Source organism: Pseudomonas xanthosomatis (assembly GCF_019139835.1).
GTDB classification, from domain to species: Bacteria; Pseudomonadota; Gammaproteobacteria; order Pseudomonadales; family Pseudomonadaceae; genus Aquipseudomonas; species Aquipseudomonas fakonensis.
Map to the genome: position 1 here is coordinate 955,688 of NZ_CP077075.1, position 22,942 is coordinate 978,629.

General features: G+C 64.8%; 21 protein-coding genes and 1 riboswitch. Of the genes, 11 read left to right on the forward strand and 10 right to left on the reverse strand.

Features of this window, described 5'->3' with window-relative positions:
- The first annotated feature begins 32 nt into the window (after window positions 1–32).
- The gene (locus KSS93_RS04205; RefSeq protein WP_217840655.1) at window positions 33–611 is read left to right on the forward strand and encodes a YceI family protein; all 579 of its coding nucleotides are present in this window, start codon (window positions 33–35) and stop codon (window positions 609–611) included.
- Window positions 612–697: 86 nt separating this feature from the next.
- Here KSS93_RS04205 and rhlE2 read toward each other — a convergent pair whose 3' ends face one another.
- From rhlE2 to ahcY, 4 genes are all read right to left on the reverse strand, one after another.
- Window positions 698–2,605, reverse strand: a complete 1,908-nt coding sequence (gene rhlE2 / locus KSS93_RS04210; protein ID WP_217887275.1) for an RNA helicase RhlE2 — start codon at window positions 2,603–2,605, stop codon at window positions 698–700.
- A 223-nt stretch (window positions 2,606–2,828) separates the two neighbouring features.
- Entirely contained in the window at window positions 2,829–3,608 is a 780-nt protein-coding gene (locus tag KSS93_RS04215; RefSeq protein ID WP_217887276.1) for a substrate-binding periplasmic protein, read from the reverse strand.
- Window positions 3,609–3,763: 155 nt separating this feature from the next.
- Window positions 3,764–4,609: a methylenetetrahydrofolate reductase [NAD(P)H] gene (metF, locus tag KSS93_RS04220; RefSeq protein ID WP_217887277.1), complete on the reverse strand. Its 846-nt coding sequence runs from the start codon at window positions 4,607–4,609 to the stop codon at window positions 3,764–3,766.
- A gap of 164 nt (window positions 4,610–4,773) precedes the next feature.
- Window positions 4,774–6,183, reverse strand: coding sequence for an adenosylhomocysteinase (ahcY, locus tag KSS93_RS04225; protein WP_217887278.1), 1,410 nt, complete (start codon window positions 6,181–6,183; stop codon window positions 4,774–4,776).
- Between the two features lie 21 nt (window positions 6,184–6,204).
- Window positions 6,205–6,300, reverse strand: a riboswitch (S-adenosyl-L-homocysteine riboswitch).
- A 180-nt stretch (window positions 6,301–6,480) separates the two neighbouring features.
- Between ahcY and KSS93_RS04230 the strand changes: the two genes are divergently transcribed.
- Window positions 6,481–6,882 carry an acyl-CoA thioesterase gene (locus KSS93_RS04230; RefSeq protein WP_012274534.1) on the forward strand — a complete coding sequence of 134 codons (402 nt, stop codon included), beginning with the start codon at window positions 6,481–6,483 and terminating at the stop codon, window positions 6,880–6,882.
- Between the two features lie 95 nt (window positions 6,883–6,977).
- Here KSS93_RS04230 and KSS93_RS04235 read toward each other — a convergent pair whose 3' ends face one another.
- On the reverse strand, window positions 6,978–8,213 hold the full coding sequence (locus tag KSS93_RS04235) for a cation:proton antiporter (RefSeq protein ID WP_217887279.1): 1,236 nt from the start codon (window positions 8,211–8,213) through the stop codon (window positions 6,978–6,980).
- Between the two features lie 248 nt (window positions 8,214–8,461).
- Between KSS93_RS04235 and KSS93_RS04240 the strand changes: the two genes are divergently transcribed.
- Window positions 8,462–9,295 (forward strand): EamA family transporter, encoded by an 834-nt coding sequence (locus tag KSS93_RS04240; RefSeq protein WP_217887280.1) that lies wholly within the window; start codon window positions 8,462–8,464, stop codon window positions 9,293–9,295.
- A 27-nt stretch (window positions 9,296–9,322) separates the two neighbouring features.
- Window positions 9,323–9,709 (forward strand): MAPEG family protein, encoded by a 387-nt coding sequence (locus KSS93_RS04245; protein ID WP_217887281.1) that lies wholly within the window; start codon window positions 9,323–9,325, stop codon window positions 9,707–9,709.
- 279 nt (window positions 9,710–9,988) lie between these two features.
- Here KSS93_RS04245 and mltA read toward each other — a convergent pair whose 3' ends face one another.
- Complete coding sequence (gene mltA, locus KSS93_RS04250) at window positions 9,989–11,140, reverse strand: murein transglycosylase A (protein ID WP_217887282.1); 1,152 nt, start codon at window positions 11,138–11,140, stop codon at window positions 9,989–9,991.
- A 119-nt stretch (window positions 11,141–11,259) separates the two neighbouring features.
- Here mltA and KSS93_RS04255 point away from each other — a divergent pair, with 119 nt between their 5' ends.
- A complete protein-coding gene (locus KSS93_RS04255) occupies window positions 11,260–11,706 on the forward strand; it encodes a c-type cytochrome (RefSeq protein ID WP_217887283.1) in 447 nt (148 codons plus the stop codon).
- Window positions 11,707–11,751: 45 nt separating this feature from the next.
- On the opposite strand, the gene KSS93_RS04260 is transcribed toward KSS93_RS04255, so the two are convergent.
- The 4 genes from KSS93_RS04260 to KSS93_RS04275 form a co-directional block, all read right to left on the reverse strand.
- Complete coding sequence (locus KSS93_RS04260) at window positions 11,752–12,147, reverse strand: DUF1090 domain-containing protein (protein WP_217840645.1); 396 nt, start codon at window positions 12,145–12,147, stop codon at window positions 11,752–11,754.
- Window positions 12,148–12,207: 60 nt separating this feature from the next.
- Window positions 12,208–13,869, reverse strand: a complete 1,662-nt coding sequence (ligB, locus tag KSS93_RS04265) for an NAD-dependent DNA ligase LigB (protein ID WP_217887284.1) — start codon at window positions 13,867–13,869, stop codon at window positions 12,208–12,210.
- 147 nt (window positions 13,870–14,016) lie between these two features.
- A complete protein-coding gene (metK, locus tag KSS93_RS04270) occupies window positions 14,017–15,207 on the reverse strand; it encodes a methionine adenosyltransferase (protein WP_217887285.1) in 1,191 nt (396 codons plus the stop codon).
- Window positions 15,208–15,225: 18 nt separating this feature from the next.
- Window positions 15,226–16,218, reverse strand: coding sequence for an ArsR/SmtB family transcription factor (locus KSS93_RS04275; RefSeq protein WP_217887286.1), 993 nt, complete (start codon window positions 16,216–16,218; stop codon window positions 15,226–15,228).
- A 295-nt stretch (window positions 16,219–16,513) separates the two neighbouring features.
- Between KSS93_RS04275 and tkt the strand changes: the two genes are divergently transcribed.
- The 6 genes from tkt (at window position 16,514) to fba (ending at window position 22,785) form a co-directional block, all read left to right on the forward strand.
- Window positions 16,514–18,511 (forward strand): transketolase, encoded by a 1,998-nt coding sequence (gene tkt / locus KSS93_RS04280; RefSeq protein ID WP_217887287.1) that lies wholly within the window; start codon window positions 16,514–16,516, stop codon window positions 18,509–18,511.
- 129 nt (window positions 18,512–18,640) lie between these two features.
- Complete coding sequence (gene epd, locus KSS93_RS04285) at window positions 18,641–19,702, forward strand: erythrose-4-phosphate dehydrogenase (RefSeq protein WP_217887288.1); 1,062 nt, start codon at window positions 18,641–18,643, stop codon at window positions 19,700–19,702.
- 12 nt (window positions 19,703–19,714) lie between these two features.
- Complete coding sequence (locus tag KSS93_RS04290; RefSeq protein ID WP_217840639.1) at window positions 19,715–20,878, forward strand: phosphoglycerate kinase; 1,164 nt, start codon at window positions 19,715–19,717, stop codon at window positions 20,876–20,878.
- A 32-nt stretch (window positions 20,879–20,910) separates the two neighbouring features.
- Window positions 20,911–21,129, forward strand: a complete 219-nt coding sequence (locus KSS93_RS04295) for a hypothetical protein (protein WP_217887289.1) — start codon at window positions 20,911–20,913, stop codon at window positions 21,127–21,129.
- 161 nt (window positions 21,130–21,290) lie between these two features.
- Complete coding sequence (locus KSS93_RS04300; RefSeq protein WP_217840637.1) at window positions 21,291–21,620, forward strand: MliC family protein; 330 nt, start codon at window positions 21,291–21,293, stop codon at window positions 21,618–21,620.
- 100 nt (window positions 21,621–21,720) lie between these two features.
- Window positions 21,721–22,785, forward strand: coding sequence for a class II fructose-bisphosphate aldolase (fba, locus tag KSS93_RS04305; RefSeq protein ID WP_008093958.1), 1,065 nt, complete (start codon window positions 21,721–21,723; stop codon window positions 22,783–22,785).
- Window positions 22,786–22,942: the final 157 nt, after the last annotated feature.

The following is a 22,942-nucleotide window of genomic DNA, read 5'->3' on the forward strand; positions in this document are numbered from 1 at the left end:
CTCAACCTCAATTGCAAAGGAAGGAAGTAAGGATGTTGAAAAAGACTTTTGCCGCCCTGGCGCTCGGTACCGCTCTGTTCACCGCCGGTCAGGCCATGGCCGCCGAGTACAAGATCGACAAGGAAGGCCAGCACGCGTTCGTCGACTGGAAGATCAGCCACCTGGGTTACAGCTTCATTCACGGCACTTTCAAGGATTTCGACGGCAACTTCAGCTGGGACAGCGCCAAGCCTGAAGCCAGCAAGATCAGCGTCGACCTGAAAACCGCCAGCCTGTGGTCCAACCATGCCGAGCGTGACAAGCACATCGCCAGCGCCGACTTCCTCGACGTGAAGAAGTACCCGGACGCCAAGTTCGTCTCCACCGCCGTCAAGTCGACTGGCGAGAAGACTGCTGACGTGACCGGCGACCTGACCCTGCACGGCGTGACCAAGCCGGTCACCTTCAAGGCTGTGTTCAACGGCGAAGGCAAGGACCCATGGGGTGGCGAGCGCGCAGGCTTCAACGCCAAGACCACGCTGAACCTGAATGACTTCGGCATCAAGGGCCCAGGCCCGACTTCGCAGACTCTCGACCTGGACATCAGCGTCGAAGGTGTGAAGCAGAAGTAACTCACGTCAGAAACGAAAAAGCCGCCCGATGGGCGGCTTTTTCGTACCTGTAGGAGCCGGCTTGCCGGCTCCTGCAGGGGCGCTGCTTAGCCCTTGCGGGTCAGCAAGGCCGGGCGTTCACCGCGTGGGCGGCTTGGCAGGTCGTCCAGTTGCTCGGGCGTCGGGTAACGGTCGAGCTTGGATTCCTTGCGGATGATCACCGGTGCAGGTTGCGAGTCGCGCGGGTTGCGCACGGCAGGCTCCTGGCGGGCAGTGTCGTCACGGCGGTTGCGGCCAGCGTTGTTGTCGCGGCGCGCGCCGCCACCGTTGCTGCCACCGCCATTGCGGGCGCGTTTCTCGCCGGAACCCTGACGCTGCTGGCCGCCGTTGCTACGGCCCTGGCCTTGACCCTGGCCACCACCGTTGCGTTGGCCTTGCCCCTGGCTCTGGCCGCCATTGCCACCATTACCGCCCGGGCGGCGATTACGGCCGTTCTTGGCGTTCTGGTAGGGGCTGACGTAGTCGGCGCGGTTACCGAAGTTATCCACGTCGTCGTCGAGGAACTCTTCCGGGTCACGGTTGGCTGCAGGCTTTGGAATGGCACTCTGGCCCTGTGCGGCCTGCTGCTGGCGCGGCTTCTTGTCACGCGGCTTGCGCTGCTGGCCTTGCTGCTGCTTGTTGTCGCCGGACTTCTCCTTGTCGGCAGGCTTTTCGGCCGCAGGCTTGCTTTTGCCTTTGTCCTTGCCCTTGTCCTTGCGACCGCCGCTGCCGTCTTTGCTGCCTTCGCCGCGGGCCTGCTGGTTGCGACCGCCACGGCCGTTGTTCTGCGGGCGCTCGCGCACTTCTGGCTTTTCTGCCTCGACTTGCGATGCGTCAAAGCCCATCAGGTCGCCATCAGGGATGCGCTGCTTGGTGACCCGCTCGATGCTCTTGAGCAGTTTTTCTTCGTCTGGAGCCACCAGCGAGATGGCCTCGCCCGAGCGGCCGGCACGGCCGGTACGGCCGATGCGGTGTACGTAGTCTTCCTCGACGTTGGGCAGCTCGAAGTTGACCACGTGGGGCAACTGGTCGATGTCCAGGCCGCGGGCGGCGATGTCGGTGGCCACCAGCACGCGCACACTGTTGGCCTTGAAGTCGGCCAGCGCCTTGGTGCGGGCGTTCTGGCTCTTGTTGCCGTGGATCGCGGCAGCGGTCAGGCCGTGTTTTTCGAGGTACTCGGCCAGGCGGTTGGCGCCGTGCTTGGTGCGGGTGAACACCAGCACCTGTTCCCAGGCACCCATGGTGATCAGGTGCGCCAGCAGTGCGCGCTTGTGGCTGGCCGGCAGGCGGAACACGCGCTGCTCGATACGCTCGACGGTGGTGTTCGGCGGCGTGACCTCGATGCGCTCGGGGTTGTGCAGCAGCTTGTCGGCGAGGTCGGTGATGTCCTTGGAGAAAGTGGCCGAGAACAGCAGGTTCTGGCGCTTGGCCGGCAGGCGGGCCAGGACTTTCTTCACGTCATGGATGAAGCCCATGTCGAGCATGCGGTCGGCTTCGTCCAGCACCAGGATTTCGACCTTGGACAGGTCGACGCTGCCTTGGCCGGCTAGGTCGAGCAGGCGGCCCGGGCAGGCGACCAGCACGTCGACACCCTTGGCCATGGCCTGCACCTGCGGGTTCATGCCAACGCCGCCGAAAATGCAGGCGCTGATGAAGTTCAGGTCGCGGGCGTACACCTTGAAGCTGTCGTGTACCTGGGCGGCCAGCTCGCGGGTGGGGGTGAGCACCAGCACGCGGGGTTGGCGCGGGCCGTGGCGCTGCGATTTGTCAGGGTGGCCGCCGGGGAACAGGCGCTCGAGAATCGGCAGTGCGAAACCGCCGGTCTTGCCAGTACCTGTCTGGGCGGCAACCATCAGGTCGCGGCCTTGCAACACGGCGGGAATAGCCCGCTGTTGCACCGGAGTGGGCTGGGTATAGCCCGCAGCCTCGATAGCGCGGACTAGAGCCTCGGAGAGACCGAGGGAAGCAAAGGACATGGGCGATCCTGTTCTCGTGAGGGCTGGGCCCTATGGGGGTGTTCTGCCTGGCGCGACGGGCATCGGAGGGATGCGATCGCGTCCGGTCCAGCTGGGCGGTCACGGCGCATCCGGAAGGCGGCGGGCGGGCACTGAGCGTGTGCTGCCGCGGGTCTGGAAGGCTGTGGCGAGGCCGAGCGTCCGGGCGTGAGCCGGGCGGGAAGGCCCGAGTATAACAGAGCAATCAGCGTGTGCTGCGTTCCTGCTGCTCAACGGCGAAAGGAAAATCATCCGCGCCCTCGTAGCGGGCCTGGATGGCAGCATAGGCCGGCTCCTGGCGAAAGCGCTGCAACTCCTCGGAAAACGCGCGGGCCAAGGCTTCGCGCCCAGGTTTGCGGGCCAGCCCCAGGTACTGCTGCTGGCGGCTGACCACCAGTGGCAGCTCCTCGATGCTCTGCCCCAGCCCCAGTTGCCGGCGCAAGAAGCGGCCCACCCGGCGGTCGGTCAGCAGCAGGTCGATGCGCCCCAGGGCGAGCTTGCCGAAATTGGCTTCATGGCTGGGGGCAGGCTCGCGGCGAAACAGCGCCGACTCATTGAACGCCTCGCCATAGGTGTAGCCAGGCGAGGTGCCGATAGTCAGGCCGGCCAGGTCCTCCAGGCGTTCGACCCGGTGACGGCGGGCGCTGGCCTGGTACAAGACGAACTCCACCTCGGACATGGGCTCGTCCGGGTAGACCAGAAAACCTTCGCGGGCCTCGATCTTGAATATATCCAGCACGCCGTCGGCCAAACCCTGCTGAACCATCGCCAGGCAGCGCTTCCACGGCATGAAGTCCCACTGCACCTCGACGCCCAGGCGGTTGAACACCGCGCTGGCCACTTCGTAATCGACGCCCTTGGGCTGGCCGTTTTCCAGGTACAGGTAGGGCGCCCATTCGTCACTGACCAGGCGCAGGCGTTCGGCCTGGGCCAACGGGCTCAGGCAGGTCAGCAACAGGATCAGGAGCAGGCGGGTCAGGGGCATGGGGTGAGATTACCCGCTTGGCTGGGCGCCAGCCAGTGAAGACGGGCTTGAGTTGTGAACACCGGCACAGCCGGTGCCATGCGTTGCGATGTTGGACAGCAGACAAAAAAAAGGGCCTGGGTCGCTGAACCAAGGCCCTCGAAGGTGCGCAGCGTTTAGCGCGGCAGCTTCAGGTTGTTCCAGATCGCCAGGCTCGGCTCCGCCTGGTTCAGGGTGTAGAAGTGCAGGCCCGGTGCGCCGCCTTGCAGCAGTTGTTCGCACATGCGGGTTATCACCTCTTCACCGAAGGCCTGAATGCTGGCGGTATCGTCGGCATAGGCTTCCAGCTGCTTGCGGATCCAGCGCGGAATCTCGGCGCCGCAGGCGTCGGAGAAGCGCGCCAGCTTGCTGTAGTTGGTGATCGGCATGATGCCCGGCACCACCGGGATGTCCACGCCCAGCTTCTGCGCGCGCTCGACGAAGTAGAAGTAGCTGTCGGCGTTGAAGAAGTACTGGGTGATGGCGCTGTCGGCACCGGCCTTGACCTTGTGCGCGAAGTTGGCCAGGTCCGCTTCGAAGTTGCGCGCCTGGGGGTGCATCTCGGGGTAGGCGGCGACTTCCAGGTGGAAGTGCTCGGCGGTTTCTTCGCGGATGAACTCGACCAGGTCGCTGGCGTAGCGCAGCTCGCCGCTGGCCATGCCCATGCCCGACGGCAGGTCGCCGCGCAGGGCGACGATGCGTTTGATACCGGCGGCCTTGTACTCGGCCAGCAGGGCGCGCAAGTCGGCCTTGCTGTCGCCGACGCAGGACAGGTGCGGGGCGGCTGGCACCTTCACTTCGTTTTCCAGCTGCAGCACGGTGTTCAGCGTGCGGTCGCGGGTCGAGCCGCCGGCACCGTAGGTGCAGGAGAAGAAGTCCGGGTTGTAGCTGGCCAGCTGGCGGGCGACGCCCATCAGTTTTTCGTGGCCGGCGTCGGTCTTGGTGGGGAAGAACTCGAAACTGTAGCGGCGTTCTTGTGACATCACTCGTTCCTCAAGCAGCAAGCGGCGAGCTACAAGCTGCAAGTAAAAGCCAGATCGGTGAAGGCCGATCTGGCTTGGCATCGTTCAAGATCGTGGTGCTTGAGCTGCAAGTAGCAATCACGTGGACTGCTGGTTCTTGCAGCTTGCAGCTCAAAGCTTGCCGCTTAGTAGCGGTAGGCGTGCGGCTTGAACGGGCCTTCGACGGTCACGCCGATGTAGTCGGCCTGCTGCTTGGTCAGCTTGGTGACCACGCCACCGAAGCCGCGGACCATTTCCAGGGCCACTTCTTCGTCGAGCTTCTTCGGCAGTACTTCAACGGTCAGACGCTCGGCTTTCTTTTCAGCCGACAGGTCAGCGTACTTCTGCTCGAACAGGAAGATCTGCGCCAGCACCTGGTTGGCGAACGAGCCGTCCATGATGCGGCTTGGGTGGCCAGTGGCGTTGCCCAGGTTCACCAGGCGGCCTTCGGCCAGCAGGATCAGGTAGTCGTCGTTCTGCGGGTCGAACTCGCCAGCGCCGGTACGGTGGATCTTGTGTACCTGCGGCTTGACCTCTTCCCATGCCCAGTTCTTGCGCATGAAAGCGGTGTCGATTTCGTTGTCGAAGTGGCCGATGTTGCACACCACGGCGCGCTTTTTCAGGGCCTTGAGCATGTTGGCGTCGCAGACGTTGACGTTACCGGTGGTGGTGACGATCAGGTCGATCTTGCCCAGCAGGGCCTTGTCGATGCTCGCCTCGGTGCCGTCGTTGAGGCCGTCGATGAACGGCGAGACCAGCTCGAAGCCGTCCATGCAGGCCTGCATGGCGCAGATCGGGTCGACTTCGGTGACCTTGACGATCATGCCTTCCTGACGCAGCGACTGGGCCGAGCCCTTGCCCACGTCACCGTAGCCGATCACCAGGGCCTGCTTGCCCGACAGCAGGTGGTCGGTACCACGCTTGATGGCGTCGTTCAGGCTGTGACGGCAGCCGTACTTGTTGTCGTTCTTGCTCTTGGTGACCGAGTCGTTGACGTTGATCGCCGGGACCTTCAGCTCGCCTTTGGCCAGCATGTCCAGCAGGCGGTGCACGCCGGTGGTGGTTTCTTCGGTCACGCCGTGCACGCGGTCCAGTACCTGCGGGTACTTCTTGTGCAGCAGCTCGGTCAGGTCACCGCCGTCGTCGAGGATCATGTTGGCGTCCCATGGCTGGCCATCCTTGAGGATGGTCTGCTCCAGGCACCACTCGTACTCTTCTTCGGTTTCGCCTTTCCAGGCAAACACCGGGATGCCGGCAGCGGCGATGGAGGCTGCGGCCTGGTCTTGAGTCGAGAAGATGTTGCAGGACGACCAGCGCACTTCGGCACCCAGGGCAACCAGGGTTTCGATCAGCACGGCAGTCTGGATGGTCATGTGGATGCAGCCCAGGATCTTCGCACCCTTGAGCGGCTGCTCGGTCAGGTACTTGCGACGCAGGCCCATCAGTGCTGGCATTTCCGATTCGGCGATGATGGTTTCGCGACGACCCCAGGCGGCCAGGGAGATGTCAGCGACTTTGAAATCGGTAAAACCGGCAGGCGTGTTTACAGCGCTCATGAAGAGCCTCCATTCGTAGTGTGCGAATGGGCGCCGTTGTGCGTTGAGCGTCCGCGTGGCGGACAACGCCCCGACCGAGCCTGACAGGACGAACCTGCTGCAGCGCCCCTCGGCCGGGTGGCGGGAGGGTTGCCGCTGTGGGCCACCCTTGGAAACGGCAGGGATTATAGCCGCGGCTGTGTGACAGGCCAAAGGCTTTCTGTCGATTAATCGAGACGATAGTCGATGCTCAATGGAACAGTGACCCGCCGGTCTGCCATCATTAGCGCACGTCTAACACGCAGGTCAGGAGTACAGATGAACTTTCACACCCGCAAGTGGGTAAAACCCGAAGACCTCAACCCCAACGGTACGCTGTTCGGCGGCAGCCTGCTGCGCTGGATCGACGAAGAAGCGGCGATCTATGCCATCGTCCAGCTGGGCAACCAGCGCGTGGTGACCAAGTACATGTCGGAGATCAACTTCGTCAGCGCCTCGCGCCAGGGCGACATCATCGAGCTGGGCATCACCGCCACCGAGTTCGGCCGCACCTCCATCACCCTCAAGTGCGAAGTGCGCAACAAGATCACCCGCAAGAGCATCCTCACCGTCGACAAGATGGTGTTCGTCAACCTGGGTGAAGATGGCTTGCCGGCGGCCCACGGGCGTACCGAGATCAAGTACGTGCAGGACCAGTTCCCGGATTCTGCGGTGGAGTAAGGGCTGCTGGCCCCTTCGCGGGCAAGCCCGCTCCCACAGAGGTCTGTGTTACGGCTGTGGGAGCGGGCTTGCCCGCGAAGGGGTACATGCCGATTTCAGGCCTGCTGGCTGACCCGGCGCACCACCTTGCCGATGGTCAGGCCCTGCACCAGGATCGACGACAGCACCACGATGTAGGTGATCGACAGCAGCAGGTCACGTTCCTCGCCCATCGGCAGCGACAGCGCCAGGGCCACCGACACACCGCCACGCAGGCCACCCCAGGTCAGCACACGCACCGTACCCTGGGGTACCGCTCGCCAGCGGCGCAGCAGCACGATTGCCGGGGCCACGGTCAGCAGCCGCGACAGCAGCACCGCCACTGCCAGCACGCTACCGGCCGCCAGGTGCATCCAGTTGAACGGCAGCAGCAACAGCTCCAGGCCGATCAGGGCGAACAGCAGGGCGTTGAGCATGTCGTCGATCAGCTCCCAGAAACCGTCCATGTAGCGACGGGTCATGTCGTTCATCGCAAGGTTACGCCCCAGGTTGCCGATAATCAGGCCGGCCACCACCATGGCGATCGGCGCCGACACATGCAACTCGTAGCACATGGCCGAGCCGCCGATCACCAGCGCCAGGGTCAGCATTACCTCCACTTGGTATTGCTCGACGCTCTTGATCATGCGGTAGGTGGCGTAGCCGATCAGGCCGCCGAACACCACGCCGCCAATGGCCTCGCGGGCAAACAGCACCGCGGTGTCGTAGGCACTGGGCGTCTCGCCCAGCTGGATGATGCCCAGCAGCACGGTGAACACCACCACCGCGGTGCCGTCGTTGAACAGCGACTCGCCGACGATGGTGGTCTTCAGTGGCTTGGGCGCGTTGGCGGTACGCAGCGCACCCAGCACGGCGATCGGGTCGGTGGGCGAAATCAGCGCACCGAACAGCAGGCAGTAGATCATCGGCACGTTCCAGCCGAACATCGCGAACACCCAGTGCGCCAGGTAGCCGATCACCACGGTGGCGATCAGTACGCCAATGGTGGCCAGCAGGCCGATCGGCCAGCGGTAGCTGCGAAGGTCCGTCAGGTTGACGTGCAGGGCGCCGGCGAACAGCAGGAACGACAGCATCCAGTGCATTAGCAGGTCGTTGAAGTCGATCTGGTTCATCAGCCCTTCGACGCGCTCTTCAAGCCCAGGGAAGCCGATCAGGCTCAACCCCTGCAGAATCAGCGAGAACAACAGCGCCGTGACCATCACGCCGATGGCCGGCGGCAAGCCGATGAAGCGGTAGTTGACGTAGGTGAGAAGGGTGGTGAGGCAAATAAACGCGGCAACTAATTCAAGCATCCCGAATCCTGTGCAGTGGCTTCCAAGTCGTTACCCGAATTGCTCGGGCAGTTCTTTGATGACCTGGCGGGCGGTTCGGGACACACCTTATGACCGGATTTCTGTAATTGGTTCACGCACGCCAAAGCCGGCAAGCCTGCTCCAACAGGGGTGGCGGCTGTGTAAAACCTGTAGGAGCCGGCTTGCCGGCGATGAGGCCGGTACAGGATAGTGACCACCTCGAACCCCTGCTCCAAGGACCCCAAGGCGTGCTGGCAACCTCCCTCGTACTGGTCGCAGCCCTGCTGCACGCTACCTGGAACACCCTGATCAAGTTCAGCGCCGAGCGCCTGCTGGTGATCGCCAGCATGGACGTGGTGGCACTGGTGTTCGCCGTGGCGGCGGTGGCCTTCACCGAGTTTCCACCGGCCGAAATCTGGCCCTGGCTGCTGGCCTCGGCGTTTGCCGAGCAGTTGTACCGCTTTTTGCTGATTCAGGCCTACCGGGTTGGTGACCTGGGCCTGGTCTACCCGCTGATGCGCGGCCTGTCGCCGCTGGTGGTGCTGGGCCTGACCTTGGCTTTTGCCGGCGAAACGCTGAGCAGCCAGCAGATCATCGGCATCCTGCTGATCCCCTGCGGCATGGCCTGCCTGCTGTGGCAGGGCGGTGGCGGCGACCGCCTGCCGTGGTCGATGCTGCCGGTGGTGGCGCTGATCGGCCTGTGCATCGGCTGCTACACCTGGTTTGACGGCCAGGCTGTGCGCCTGTGGGGCAAGCCGTGGGATTACCTGGTGTGGCTGACCCTGCTCAGTGCCTGGCCGTTCCCGTTGCTGGCCAGCATTGCCCGGCGCGCGCCGTTCGTGCTGTTCTGGCGCACCCAGTGGAAGCTGGGCCTGGCGGTGGGCTTTTGCGTACTGTTCAGCTACGCCCTGGTGCTGTGGGCCATGCACCTGGGCTCGGTGGCCGAGGCGGCCGCCCTGCGCGAGCTGAGCGTTATCCTGGTGGTGCTGCTGGGCATGCGCTACCTCAAAGAACCTTTTGGCGGCCCGAGACTCCTAGCTTGCGGGCTGGTACTGGCCGGCATGCTGGTGATGAAGCTCTAACCTCACGATTGAAAGGAGTCCTGTGAAATGACCGTTGCCCTTTGGTGCATTCTGATCGCTCTGGTCCTGCCGCCGCTTTGCGCGTTGATCGCCAAGGTCAGCAGCGGCCGTTTTGGTCTCAAGGACAATCACGATCCGCGTGCTTTCCTCGACACGCTGTCGGGTTTGCCGAGGCGTGCCCATGCCGCGCAGCAGAACAGCTACGAGGCCTTTCCGGCGTTTGCCGCTGCGGTGCTGGTGGCGGATATCGTGGGCAATGCCGAGCAGGTGACCCAGGACGTGCTCGGGGTGCTGTATATCACCAGCCGCTTGCTTTACATCATCTGCTACCTGGCGGACTGGGCGGCGCTGCGTTCGGTGGTGTGGTTTGCCGGGCTGGCGTTGATTGTGTCGTTCTTCGTGGTTTCGGTCTGAGAACGAGCCGCCCTGCATTCTGCGTAGGAGATCACCCAGCCCTTTCGGGCTGCGCTGTCGCGCAGATGCACCGCGCGCCTGTGGGAAGCGGCCTTGCCGGGGCGCCGTCCGGTCGAGATGGGTCGCGAAGCGGCCCCAAGGCCTCATGCAAGATTGCCGGGGCTGCTGCGCAGCCCATCGCGACACGAGGCCGCTTCCCACAGAGACCGTGTTAAATCAATGAGTTGTCGTTTGTTCTATGAGGAGCGGCCTTGTGCCGCTCTACAGGAACGCGTGCTGTCACGGCACTTTGGGCACCTCCGGCAGCGGTTTGCCCTTGGGCCACAGCATCCAGATCTGCCCCTGCTGCTTCATGTTGCCGGCCAGCTCGCCGGCCTCGGGGCCGGTGCCCCAGAACAGGTCGGCGCGTACCTCGCCGGTAATCGCGCCGCCAGTGTCCTGGGCCCCCACCGGGCGTACCACCGGGCTGCCGTCCGGGCGGGTGGTGGCCAGCCACAGCAGGCTGCCCAGGGGGATCACCTTGCGGTCGATGGCCACGCTGTAACCGGCCGTCAGCGGTACGTTGAGCGAGCCGCGCGGGCCTTCGTTGCTGTCCGGGCGGGCGCTGAAAAACACATAGCTGGGGTTGCTGGCCAGCAACTCCGGCACCCGTTGCGGGTTGGCCATGGCCCAGGCGTGGATGCTGCCCATGGTCACGTCTTCTTTTTTCAGCTGGCCCTGCTCCACCAGCCAGCGGCCGATGGGGCGGTAGGGGTGGCCGTTCTGGTCGGCATAGCCCAGGCGCAGTTGGCGCCCGCCATCCAGTTGCACCCGGCCCGAGCCCTGGATCTGCAAGAACTGCAAATCCATCGGGTCGGTCAGCCAGGCCAGTACCGGTGCCTTGGCGCCGTCACGGTTGATCACCTCGGCGGTGTCGTAGGGTTTGAGCACCCGGCCTTCGAGGCGCCCGCGCAGCCGCTTGCCCTTGAGCTCGGGGTACACGCTGGCCAGGTCCACCACGATCATGTCCTCGGGCACGCCGTACACCGGCACCTGGGCTGCGTCGGTGCGCTTGAGGCTGCCGGGGTAGACCGGTTCGTAGTAGCCGGTGATCAGGCCGTTGGGGCTGTTTTCGGCCGAGCGCAGGCCGTGCACCTGCAGGTTCTGCTGCAAAAAGCCGCGCACTTGCGCAGGGTCTGGCGGCACGCCGGCAGCTGCGCTGCAGGTGTCGGCCCAGACCGGGTCGCGGCTGAGTTTTTCACAGCCGTTGCGCCAGGCCTGGAAGCCGGCCAGCAGGTCGGCATCGCTCACCGGCGGCAGGTCCTGCCAGGTGGCGTCGGCGTAGGTGGCGATGGCGTGGGGCTCGGGCTTGGCGCTTTCGCCGCCGTTGCAGCCGGCCAGCAGGGCCAGGGCGGGCAGGGCCCAGGCGAGGTGGCGCAATGCAGATGTCATGGGTGCAGTCCTGTAGCGGGCGAACATGAAGATTCAGCCCTGTTTTTTGTATGGCTATTGGTCTTTGGCCGACGGGCGGTGATACTGGCCGCCCGATTGTGCTGGCCGAAGAGACCGTGATGTTCAAGCGATTGATCGTAGTACTGCTGGCTGCCCTGGCCCTTACCGCCTGCGACGGTGTCGACCCCAACTCGCCGCTGGGCCAGCGCAAGGCGATCTTCAAGGCGATGCTCAAGACCAGCGAAGACATGGGCGGCATGCTGCGTGGCCGGGTGCCGTTCGACGGGGCGCAGTTTGCCGATGGCGCGGTGAGGCTCGATGGGTTGTCCCACCAGCCCTGGCAGCATTTTCCGCAGGTACGCGACGAGGGCGACAGCAGTGCCCGGGCCGATGTCTGGGAGCGCCAGGCGCGTTTTCATGACCTGGCCCGGCAGTTGGAGGGCGTGACCGGCGAACTGGTTGGCGCAACCCGCACCCAGCCGCTGGATGCGGCGCAGCTCAAGGGGCCGATGGACAAGGTCGAGGCGGCGTGCAAGGCGTGTCATACGGAGTTTCGCAACCACTGAGCTTAAGATTGAGCGGTGCTTGGATGGCACCGCTCCCACACAGCCTCAGCGCTCGAGTTGATCCACTGCGTCCTGCAGTTCTTTCTTGGCCTCGGCCAGCTTGTCCTTGCGCTTGTTGATCTTCTCCGGGTCGCCCTTTTTCATGGCTTTGTCCAGGTCCTTGGTGCGCTGGTTAACTTCGTGGCGGGCGTCGAGCACCTTCTGCTCGCGCTCCTTGCGCAGGCCGCTGTCGGTGCAGTGTTCGGTCACTTCGGCCAGGGCCTTTTCCAGCCCGGCCTGCTGGTCGGCATTGCCATGGGCGCGGGCCTGTTCGATCTGCTCGCTGATGGCCTGGCGCTTGGCTGCGCAACCGGTCAGCGCCGGCTGCTCTTCGGCAGCCAGCAACGGGCCTGCGGCAAAGCCCAGCAGGGTGGACAGGGCGAGGGACGAAAGCAGTTTCATCGGGGGCTCCATTTCGGGGCAGGTCAGCAGAAAACGAAATGCTGCCCTGATCTGCGCAAATTAGAAACCCTCGATTTGCTGGTTGCGCAGGCGCAAGGCCAGGGCCTGGACCTGCTCGTGGTTGAAAAAGGCCACCAATTGGCCGGCCCGGGTGGGGCCGATGTCGGGCTCGGCAATCCATTGCTCGATGTTTCGCGAAGCCAGGCTGCCCCAGTCAGAGTCCAGGGCAAGGCCGCTGGGCGCCGGTACACCCAATGCGCGCAGCCAGCGGGCGAAGGGTTGCTGGCGGCTTTGGGCGAAGCTGTGCAGCAGTTTTTCGGCGCGGGCCTGGCCGATGCCCGGGACCTCGTGCAGGTGCTCGTGGGTCAGCCCCAGCCAGTCATCCAGGCTGCTGACCAGGCCGCTTTGCACCAGGCTGCGCCAGGTCCCGGGCCCGAGGCCTGGCATACCCAGGCCTTGTTTGCCCCCTAGCCAGGCCAACCTTGCGAGGAATTGCTCCTGGCAACCTTCGCTGGCCTGCCAGCAACTGAGGGCGTGATAATCGTCGGCTTGCGGCGCCGCCACTGCCGTGCGGTGCGGGCTGCGGTGTACCACGCTTTCCAGGCGGGGGATGGTCAGGCCGGCCAGGCTCACTGCCACCTGGCCCCCGGGGCGCACGTCCAGCGCCTGCCAGCGGGCCAGCGACCCCAGGCTGACCTGGCTGATGCGCCGGTCATCGAGCTGCACAGGCTGCAGATGCAGCAGTGGCGTGATGCGCCCGGTGCGCCCGATGCGAAAGCTCACCTCGCGCACCTCGGCCAGGGCCTGGCTGAACGGGTGCTTCCAGGCGGCGATCCAATAGGGTGGCTGGGCCCGCCAGCGTGCGGCCGGCGGGCGGTTGCCCTGGCGCAGAATCACCCCGTCGGTGGCGAAGGGCAGCGGCGTGCGGTACCAGTGCTCGCGCCATTGCACGGCCTGCTCGAGCGAGTCGATGGCCTCGCTGAAGCGACGGCTGTCGGGGAAGCCCAGTTCCTCGAGCCCGGCCAGGCGCTCGTGTTGCGTTGCCGGCCCGGCAGGCCAGTCCCAGACCAGCAGGCCGATGCCCGCAGCCTCGGCCGGGCTCAACTGCTTGCGTGCCATCAACCCGGCAACGATGCTGCGGGCGTTGCGGCTGCCGTCGGTGGCCTGCACATGGTCTTCCAGGCGCCAGTAAAGCTCGCCCTGGAACACCGCATCCAGGGCCTGCGGCAACTGTTGCGGTATACGTTGCAGCAGCGGGATGTGCCGGCTCCAGTCATGGCCCAGGGTGCCATCGCCGCGGCTGAGCAGTTGCTGCAGGCGGCCGTTGCGGTACACCAGCGATACCGCCACACCATCCACCTTGGGCTGTATCCACACCCCGTGTTTGCCCTTGAGCCACTGGCCCACGGCGCTTTCATCGGCAAGCTTGGCAACCCCGGTATGCGCGACCGGGTGAGCAATGGTGCCGCCTGCGCTGGCCAGCGGGTTGTCCTGGCCTGGCAGCTCGAAGCAGCCCTGCAGGTGCTGCAGGCGCTGGCGGCTCTGGTCATAGAGCTCGTCAGCGACCAGCGCGATGCCCTGGCGGTGATAGTGGTCGTCCCAGCGGGCGAGGGCCTGGCGCAATTGCGCGACTTCGTCGGCGGCACGCTGGGCGGGCCAGTCGGGGCAGGCTTCGGCATGAGCCAGGGGGGTGAACAGCAGTAGCACTAACCAGTACGGCATGGCCGGGCATCCTTGCGGGGCGATGGGGAATGCTCAGCCTAGGCAGGGATGATCGATGGCGTGGCAGGCGCATTGTCAGGCGATATTTCATGAAAAAAGCCCCTGCCGATTACTCGGCAGGGGCTTTCCTGTACTGCTGTAGGACGCTTACAGGCCGGCGGCGTCGCGCAGGGCGGCGGCGCGGTCGGTGCGCTCCCAGGTGAAGGTGGTGAAGGTGTCGTCACCCACGGTCTTCTGCTGCGGCTCGCGGCCGAAGTGGCCGTAGGCTGCGGTTTCCTGGTACATCGGGTGCAGCAGGTCGAGCATGGTGGTGATGGCGTACGGACGCAGGTCGAAGCACTCGCGCACCAGCTGGATGATCTTGTCGTCGGAAACCTTGCCGGTGCCGAAGGTGTTGATCGAGATGGAGGTCGGCTGGGCCACGCCGATGGCGTAGGACACCTGGATCTCGCAACGCTCGGCAAGGCCTGCGGCAACGATGTTCTTGGCCACGTAACGGCCGGCGTAGGCTGCCGAACGGTCGACCTTGGACGGGTCCTTGCCGGAGAACGCGCCGCCACCGTGGCGCGCCATGCCGCCGTAGGAGTCGACGATGATCTTGCGGCCGGTCAGGCCGCAGTCGCCCACCGGGCCACCGATGATGAAGTTGCCGGTCGGGTTGATGTGGTACTGGGTACCCTTGTGCAGCAGTTCGGCTGGCAGGGTGTGCTTGACGATCAGCTCCATCACCGCTTCCTGCAGGTCTTTTTGCGAGACCTCAGGGTTGTGCTGGGTCGACAGCACCACGGCGTCGATGCCCACCACCTTGCCGTTTTCGTAGCGGCAGGTGACTTGCGACTTGGCATCCGGGCGCAGCCACGGCAGCAGGCCGGACTTGCGCGCTTCGGCCTGGCGCTCGACCAGACGGTGCGAGAAGCAGATCGGCGCTGGCATCAGCACTTCGGTTTCGTTGCTGGCGTAGCCGAACATCAGGCCCTGGTCACCCGCGCCCTGGTCTTCCGGCTTGGAGCGGTCGACGCCCTGGGCGATGTCCACCGACTGCTTGCCGATGATGTTCATCACCGCGCAAGTGGCGCCGTCGAAGCCGACGTCGGAGCTGTTGTAGCCGATGTCGATGATGACTTTGCGCACCAGGTCTTCCAGGTCGACCCAGGCCGAGGTGGTGACTTCGCCGGCGATGATGGCGACACCGGTCTTGACCAGGGTTTCACAGGCCACGCGGGCGTATTTGTCCTGGGCGATGATCGCGTCCAGTACCGCGTCGGAAATCTGGTCGGCGATCTTGTCCGGATGCCCTTCGGACACGGACTCGGAGGTGAAAAGGGAGTATTCGCTCATCTCGAGGGGTTCCTGAATTTACCGATGTTGTGTGTCGCCAGTGGCCCGCAGGAAATGGCGAACCTGAATCTGGAAACCGTTACGCAAGCCCACGTAGAGGCTGTCTTGCGGGGACAGCCCCGCCGCTGTGGCCCAACGGGCCAGGTCTTCCTGTTCGAAACCAAGCCACAGGTCGCCGCACGCTTCGCGGGCCCACCCCTGGTCATGGCTGCACAGTTCGGTGACCAGCAGGCTGCCGCCCGCCTTCACCCGGGTGGCCAGCTGGCGCAGGGCCAGGGCCGGGTCGCTGAAATGGTGCAGGACCATGTTCAGCACCACGCAGTCGGCGTTTGCACCCGTTGCACCCAGTGCATCGGCCAACTGCAGGTTTACGTTATGCAAATTTTCCCGCTCGCACACCTGGCGGGCCAGCTCGAGCATTGTCGGGCTGTTGTCCATGGCCGTGACCTGGGCAAAGCGCCGGGCAAGGTCCGGCAGAAAACCGCCATCGCCCGGGCCGACTTCCAGCGCACAGGCTTCGGGCCCGAAGCTGAGCTTGTCGAGCAGCGCCAGCAGGCTTTCGCGGTACTGCGGCAGGCCGGCGATCAGGTCCTGCTGGGCGCGGAATTTTTCTTCCACGCGCAGGAAGAAGTCCTGGCTGGTGGCCGCGCGGCGCTGTTGTACCTGGGCGATGCGCGCCAGCACGTCTTGCGCCAGGGCCAGTTCGTCGACTTCTTCGAGCAGCGCCGAATGCAGGCGCCCGCCCAGGCGTTGGCTGTCCGGCAGGGCGCGGCGGTAGAATATCGCGTTGCCTTCGCGACGGGTGGCCACAAGCTCGGCCTGGGCCAGCACCTTCAGGTGGTGGCTCATGCCGGATTGGCCGATGTCGAAGATCTGCGCCAGCTCCAGTACGCCGAACGAGTCGTTGGCCAGAGCGCGCAAGACGTTCAGGCGCAACTCGTCGCCACTGGCCTTGCACAGGGCGGCCAGTGCGTCGCTTTGCTGGGGAATCGATTGCGCACGCAGGTTCATGACGCGGCAGTCTAGTCAGGTGATGTTGCCCCTGCAAGGCCAATATCAAAAAGTTTTGATATTGGCTGATCGGCGGGCTGGAGTGGCGTTCAGGGAGAGCTCCGTGGGAGCGGGTTTGCCCCGCGATAGCGTCATCGCGGGGCAAGCCCGCTCCCACGTTTTCTCCTTTTTTGCCGGTAAAACACAGGAAAAATGCCCGACTGCGACCATCCGTCATTGCCCCCGGCCCCCGCAGTGGGCGAAAATGGCCGCCTTTTTTCGTTTCACCACCTATTCAAGCCCCAGGAGATCAGCGATGCCCAGCCGTCGTGAACGTGCCAACGCCATTCGTGCCCTCAGCATGGATGCCGTGCAAAAGGCCAACAGCGGCCACCCAGGTGCCCCCATGGGCATGGCGGATATCGCCGAAGTGCTTTGGCGCGACTACCTGAAGCACAACCCGAGCAACCCGAGCTTCGCTGACCGTGACCGCTTCGTGCTGTCCAACGGCCACGGCTCGATGCTGATCTACTCGCTGCTGCACCTGACCGGCTACGACGTCACCATCGATGACCTCAAGGGCTTCCGCCAGCTGCACAGCCGCACCCCGGGCCACCCGGAATACGGCTACACCCCAGGCGTCGAGACCACTACCGGCCCGCTCGGCCAGGGTATCGCCAACGCCGTGGGCTTTGCCCTGGCAGAAAAGGTCCTGGCAGCCCAGTTCAACCGTGACGGCCACAACATCGTCGACCACAACACCTACGTGTTCCTGGGCGATGGCTGCATGATGGAAGGCATTTCCCACGAAGTCGCCTCGCTGGCCGGCACCCTTGGCCTGAACAAGCTGGTCGCCTTCTACGACGACAACGGCATCTCCATCGACGGTGAAGTGCACGGCTGGTTCACCGACAATACCCCGGCGCGTTTCGAGGCCTACAACTGGCTGGTGATCCGCAACGTCAACGGCCACGATGCCGACGAGATCAAGACCGCCATCGAGACCGCGCGCAAAAGCGACCGCCCGACCCTGATCTGCTGCAAGACCATCATCGGCTTCGGTTCGCCGAACAAGCAGGGTAAAGAAGACTGCCACGGCGCACCGCTGGGCAACGACGAAATCGCCCTGGCCCGCAAAGAGCTGAACTGGAACCACGGCCCGTTCGAAGTCCCCGCCGACATCTACGCCGAGTGGGACGCCAAGGCCGCCGGTGCCAAGGCCGAAGCCGAGTGGAACCAGCGCTTCGACGCCTACGCCAAGGCCTACCCGGAGCTGGCTGCCGAATTCAAGCGCCGCGCCGCCGGTGACCTGCCAGCCGACTTCAGCGAGAAGGCCCAGCAGTACATCAACGAAGTGGCCGCCAAGGGCGAAACCATCGCCAGCCGCAAGGCCAGCCAGAACACCCTGAACGCCTTCGGCCCGCTGCTGCCCGAGTTCCTCGGCGGCTCCGCGGACCTGGCCGGTTCCAACCTGACCCTGTGGAAAGGTTGCAAGGGCGTCGAAGCCGATGACGCCAGCGGCAACTACGTGTTCTACGGCGTGCGCGAGTTCGGCATGACCGCGATCATGAACGGCGTCGCCCTGCACGGCGGCCTGGTGCCGTACGGCGCGACCTTCCTGATGTTCATGGAATACGCGCGCAACGCCGTGCGCATGTCGGCCCTGATGAAGCAGCGCGTGATCCACGTCTACACCCACGACTCCATCGGCCTTGGCGAAGACGGCCCGACCCACCAGCCGATCGAGCAGCTGACCAGCCTGCGCAGCACCCCGAACCTGGACACCTGGCGCCCGGCCGACGCGGTGGAATCCGCCGTGTCCTGGAAGCACGCCCTGGAGCGCAAGGACGGCCCATCGGCGCTGATCTTCTCGCGCCAGAACCTGCAGCACCAGGACCGCGACGCCCAGCAGATCGCCGATATCGCCCGTGGCGGTTACGTGCTCAAGGACTGCGCCGGCGAGCCTGAGCTGATCCTGATCGCCACCGGCTCCGAAGTGGGCCTGGCGGTGCAGGCGTTCGACAAGCTGAGCGAGCAGGGCCGCAAGGTCCGCGTAGTGTCGATGCCCAGCACCAGCGTGTTCGACGCCCAGGACGCTGCGTACAAGCAGTCGGTACTGCCGCTGCAAGTCGGTGCGCGCATCGCCATCGAAGCTGCCCATGCCGACTTCTGGTACAAGTACGTCGGCCTCGAAGGCCGCGTCATCGGCATGACCACCTACGGCGAGTCGGCCCCGGCCCCTGCGCTGTTCGAGGAATTCGGCTTCACCCTGGACAACATCCTGGGTACCGCTGAAGAGCTGCTGGAAGACTGATAGACCTATGCGGCCTTGATGGCCTCATCGCGGGCAAGCCCGCTCCTACCGGGTCATGCGATCCCTGTAGGAGCGGGCTTGCCCGCGATGGGGCGCAAAGCGGCCCCCATTGCGCTAGCGAGCCCTCGAATGCCCCACCCGCGTCCCTACAAAGTTGCACTCAACGGTTACGGCCGCATCGGCCGCTGTGTCCTGCGCGCACTGTTCGAGCGGGGGGCGAAGGCCGGTTTCGAGATCGTCGCGCTGAACGACCTGGCCGACCAGGCCAGCATCGAATACCTGACACGCTTCGACTCCACCCACGGGCGTTTCCCCGGCGAGGTGAAGGTCGACGGCGATTGTCTGCATATCAATGGCGACTGCGTGAAAGTGCTGCGCAGCGCCACCCCCGAGGGCGTCGACTGGGCAGCCCTGGACATCGACCTGGTGCTGGAGTGCTCCGGCGCCTACAACACCCGCGCCGAAGGCCAGCGCTTTCTTGATGCCGGCGCGCCGCGGGTGCTGTTCTCCCAGCCCATGGCCAGCGAGGCCGACGTTGATGCCACCGTGGTCTACGGCATCAACCAGGCTTGCCTGAGTGGCGAGGAGCGCCTGGTGTCCAACGCCTCCTGCACCACCAACTGCGGCGTGCCGCTGCTGCGGGTGCTGGACCAGGCGTTCGGCATCGAGTACGTGCAGATCACCACCATCCACTCGGCGATGAACGACCAGCCGGTGATCGATGCCTATCACCACGAAGACCTGCGCCGCACCCGTTCGGCGTTCCAGTCGGTGATTCCGGTGTCCACCGGCCTTGCCCGCGGTATCGAGCGCCTGCTCCCGGAACTTGCCGGAAGAATCCAGGCCAAAGCCGTACGCGTGCCGACCGTCAACGTCTCGTGCCTGGATATCACCCTGCAGACCGCCCGCGACACCAGTGCCGCCGAGGTCAACCAGGTACTGCGCGAGGCCGCGCTGGATGGCCCGCTCAAAGGCTTGCTGGCCTACACCGAGCTGCCCCACGCCAGCTGTGATTTCAACCATGACCCGCATTCGGCCATCGTCGATGCCAGCCAGACCCGCGTCTGCGGCCCCCGCCTTGTGAACCTGCTGGCCTGGTTCGACAACGAATGGGGGTTTGCCAACCGTATGCTCGACGTTGCCCAGCATTACCTGCACGTCGTAAACCCTACCCGCAGCAAACAGCCCTGAAGGACTGCATTCATGACCGTGTTGAAGATGACCGACCTCGACCTGCAAGGTAAGCGCGTACTGATCCGCGAAGACCTCAACGTACCTGTGAAGGACGCTGTGGTAACCAGCGATGCGCGTATCCTGGCAGCGCTGCCGACCATCAAGCTGGCCCTGGAAAAGGGCGCGGCGGTAATGGTCTGCTCGCACCTGGGCCGCCCGACCGAAGGCGAATTCTCTGCCGAGAACAGCCTCAAGCCGGTCGCCGACTACCTGAGCAAAGCCCTGGGCCGCGACGTACCGCTGGTGGCCGACTACCTGGGCGGCGTCGAGGTCAAGGCCGGTGACCTGGTGCTGTTCGAGAACGTGCGCTTCAACAAGGGCGAGAAGAAGAACAGCGACGAGCTGGCGCAGCAGTACGCGGCCCTGTGCGACGTGTTCGTGATGGACGCCTTCGGCACCGCCCACCGCGCCGAGGGTTCCACCCATGGCGTGGCCAAGTTCGCCAAAGTCGCCGCTGCAGGCCCGCTGCTGGCTGCCGAGCTGGACGCCCTGGGCAAGGCCCTGAAGGCCCCGGCCAAGCCGATGGCCGCCATCGTCGCCGGCTCCAAGGTATCGACCAAGCTGGACGTACTGAACAGCCTGAGCTCGGTGTGCGACCAGCTGATCGTCGGTGGCGGCATCGCCAACACCTTCCTCGCCGCTGCCGGCCACCCGGTGGGCAAGTCGCTGTACGAGCCTGACCTGGTCGAGACCGCCAAGGCCATCGCCGCCAAGGTCAGCGTGCCGCTGCCGGTGGACGTCGTTGTTGCCAAGGAATTCGCCGAAAGCGCCGAAGCCACCGTCAAGGCCATCGCCGACGTGGCGGCTGATGACATGATCCTGGACATCGGCCCGCAAACCGCCGCCAACTTCGCCGAGCTGCTGAAGTCGTCGAAGACCATCCTGTGGAACGGCCCGGTCGGCGTGTTCGAGTTCGACCAGTTCGGCAACGGCACCAAGGTGCTGGCCAAGGCCATCGCCGACAGCGCGGCGTTCTCCATCGCCGGCGGTGGCGACACCCTGGCGGCCATCGACAAGTATGGGGTGAGCAAGGATATCTCCTACATTTCTACCGGTGGCGGTGCCTTCCTCGAGTTCGTCGAAGGCAAGGTGCTGCCGGCCGTGGCGATCCTGGAAGAGCGGGCAAAAGCCTGACAAGGGCAGCGCCTGGCAAAGGGAGCGACCTGATGGTCAAGCAATTGCCTGTGATGATCGTGGCCTTGTTGCTGGGCGCCTGCGCAAGCAACAAGGGCGCCGATGGCGAACCGTCGCAGCCGCCCAGGGGCGGTTGCTACCAATCGCAGTGGCAGGCCGAGACGGCCCCGGTGATCAACAAGCGCCTGGGCCCGGACGGCCTGGAAAAGTACGACGACGAACACCAGCGCAAGGCCCCCGGCTGCCCTTGATCGGGCCCAGGGCAACCAAGCGTGGGTTTTGTGGTCTTGGATTCAGGGGCTGCTGCGCAGCCCTTCGCGGGTAAACCCGCTCCCACAGGCGTATGTGATCGCTGTGGGAACGGTTTTACCCGCGAAGGGCCGCGCAGCGGGCCCAACACGAGGTTTAACGGATGAAAGCACTACTGGCCCTGATGGCCCTGGCAACCCTGGCGGGCTGCTCGCTGCTGCAACCCGCCAAGCCCGCCCCGGCGGACAACTGGACCCGCTGGGTCTGCGACAGCCAGGCCGAGGTGCTGTGGCGCTTCGCCGACGCCAAACAGGACACGGTCGACGTGCGCCTGGGTGGCGGCGACCAGGTCTACCGGCTCAAGGCCGAGCCGGGCGCCTCGGGCGCGCTGTACAGCGATGGCGTGCTGGCCTTCCACACCAAGGGCGAAGAAGGCCTGGTGTACTGGGTGGCGACCGACGATCTGATTGGGCGGGGCTGCAAGGCACCGTGACTGGCCGGGCCGCCACGGTGGCCCACACTACTTGAACAGCAACCGCCCCTGCGGCAGGCTTGCATGAAACAAACGACGCTTGTCGGGAGAGAGATACACAATGGCACTCATTAGCATGCGCCAGATGCTGGACCACGCCGCCGAGTTCGGTTACGGCGTTCCGGCTTTCAACGTCAACAACCTCGAGCAGATGCGCGCCATCATGGAAGCGGCTGACAAGACCGACTCCCCGGTGATCGTCCAGGCTTCGGCCGGCGCTCGCAAATACGCCGGTGCCCCGTTCCTGCGCCACCTGATCCTGGCCGCCATCGAAGAATTCCCGCACATCCCGGTGTGCATGCACCAGGACCACGGCACCAGCCCTGACGTGTGCCAGCGCTCCATCCAGCTGGGCTTCAGCTCGGTGATGATGGACGGCTCGCTGGGCGAAGACGGCAAGACCCCGACCGACTACGAGTACAACGTGCGCGTGACCCAGCAGACCGTGGCCATGGCCCACGCCTGCGGCGTTTCGGTAGAGGGCGAGCTGGGCTGCCTGGGTTCGCTGGAAACCGGCATGGCCGGCGAAGAAGACGGCATCGGCGCCGAAGGCGTGCTGGACCACAGCCAGATGCTGACCGACCCGGAAGAGGCCGCCGACTTCGTCAAGAAGACCCAGGTCGACGCCCTGGCCATCGCCATCGGCACCAGCCACGGCGCCTACAAGTTCACCAAGCCGCCTACCGGCGACGTGCTGGCGATCGACCGCATCAAGGAAATCCACAAGCGCATCCCCAACACCCACCTGGTGATGCACGGTTCTTCCTCGGTCCCGCAAGAGTGGCTGGCGATCATCAACCAGTACGGTGGTGACATCAAAGAAACCTACGGCGTACCGGTTGAAGAAATCGTCGAAGGCATCAAGCACGGCGTGCGCAAGGTCAACATCGACACCGACCTGCGCCTGGCCTCCACCGGTGCCATGCGTCGCCTGATGGCGCAGAACCCGAGCGAGTTCGACCCGCGCAAGTTCTTCGGTGAAACCGTCAAGGCCATGCGCGACGTGTGCATCGCCCGCTACGAAGCCTTCGGCACCGCCGGCAACGCCTCGAAGATCAAGCCGATCTCCCTGGAAGGCATGTTCCAGCGCTACCTGAAAGGCGAACTGGCTGCCAAGGTCAACTGACCCAGGCTTAGTCGCACGAAAAACCCGCACAGATGCGGGTTTTTTTGTGCCCGATCACCGGGCAGGACAAGTTGCACGGCGCTTTTACCGTTAGTCGGCTAACATCAGGTTCATGGCGTATAGCCACCGGTTGATTGTTGCGTCTTCGGGCGCCCTG

What these genes read in the sequence shown, in the direction of transcription:
- mltA (WP_217887282.1), bottom strand. Translation starts at nt 11,140, where the DNA reads ATGACATCTGCATTGCGCCACCTCGCCTGGGCCCTGCCCGCCCTGGCC.
- KSS93_RS04215 (WP_217887276.1), bottom strand. Translation starts at nt 3,608, where the DNA reads ATGCCCCTGACCCGCCTGCTCCTGATCCTGTTGCTGACCTGCCTGAGC.
- KSS93_RS04260 (WP_217840645.1), bottom strand. Translation starts at nt 12,147, where the DNA reads ATGAAACTGCTTTCGTCCCTCGCCCTGTCCACCCTGCTGGGCTTTGCC.
- KSS93_RS04205 (WP_217840655.1), top strand. Translation starts at nt 33, where the DNA reads ATGTTGAAAAAGACTTTTGCCGCCCTGGCGCTCGGTACCGCTCTGTTC.
- epd (WP_217887288.1), top strand. Translation starts at nt 18,641, where the DNA reads ATGCCCCACCCGCGTCCCTACAAAGTTGCACTCAACGGTTACGGCCGC.
- KSS93_RS04275 (WP_217887286.1), bottom strand. Translation starts at nt 16,218, where the DNA reads ATGAACCTGCGTGCGCAATCGATTCCCCAGCAAAGCGACGCACTGGCC.
- KSS93_RS04300 (WP_217840637.1), top strand. Translation starts at nt 21,291, where the DNA reads ATGAAAGCACTACTGGCCCTGATGGCCCTGGCAACCCTGGCGGGCTGC.
- tkt (WP_217887287.1), top strand. Translation starts at nt 16,514, where the DNA reads ATGCCCAGCCGTCGTGAACGTGCCAACGCCATTCGTGCCCTCAGCATG.
- KSS93_RS04230 (WP_012274534.1), top strand. Translation starts at nt 6,481, where the DNA reads ATGAACTTTCACACCCGCAAGTGGGTAAAACCCGAAGACCTCAACCCC.
- ligB (WP_217887284.1), bottom strand. Translation starts at nt 13,869, where the DNA reads ATGCCGTACTGGTTAGTGCTACTGCTGTTCACCCCCCTGGCTCATGCC.
- KSS93_RS04295 (WP_217887289.1), top strand. Translation starts at nt 20,911, where the DNA reads ATGGTCAAGCAATTGCCTGTGATGATCGTGGCCTTGTTGCTGGGCGCC.
- KSS93_RS04245 (WP_217887281.1), top strand. Translation starts at nt 9,323, where the DNA reads ATGACCGTTGCCCTTTGGTGCATTCTGATCGCTCTGGTCCTGCCGCCG.
- KSS93_RS04255 (WP_217887283.1), top strand. Translation starts at nt 11,260, where the DNA reads ATGTTCAAGCGATTGATCGTAGTACTGCTGGCTGCCCTGGCCCTTACC.
- rhlE2 (WP_217887275.1), bottom strand. Translation starts at nt 2,605, where the DNA reads ATGTCCTTTGCTTCCCTCGGTCTCTCCGAGGCTCTAGTCCGCGCTATC.
- metK (WP_217887285.1), bottom strand. Translation starts at nt 15,207, where the DNA reads ATGAGCGAATACTCCCTTTTCACCTCCGAGTCCGTGTCCGAAGGGCAT.
- metF (WP_217887277.1), bottom strand. Translation starts at nt 4,609, where the DNA reads ATGTCACAAGAACGCCGCTACAGTTTCGAGTTCTTCCCCACCAAGACC.
- KSS93_RS04290 (WP_217840639.1), top strand. Translation starts at nt 19,715, where the DNA reads ATGACCGTGTTGAAGATGACCGACCTCGACCTGCAAGGTAAGCGCGTA.
- fba (WP_008093958.1), top strand. Translation starts at nt 21,721, where the DNA reads ATGGCACTCATTAGCATGCGCCAGATGCTGGACCACGCCGCCGAGTTC.
- ahcY (WP_217887278.1), bottom strand. Translation starts at nt 6,183, where the DNA reads ATGAGCGCTGTAAACACGCCTGCCGGTTTTACCGATTTCAAAGTCGCT.
- KSS93_RS04235 (WP_217887279.1), bottom strand. Translation starts at nt 8,213, where the DNA reads ATGCTTGAATTAGTTGCCGCGTTTATTTGCCTCACCACCCTTCTCACC.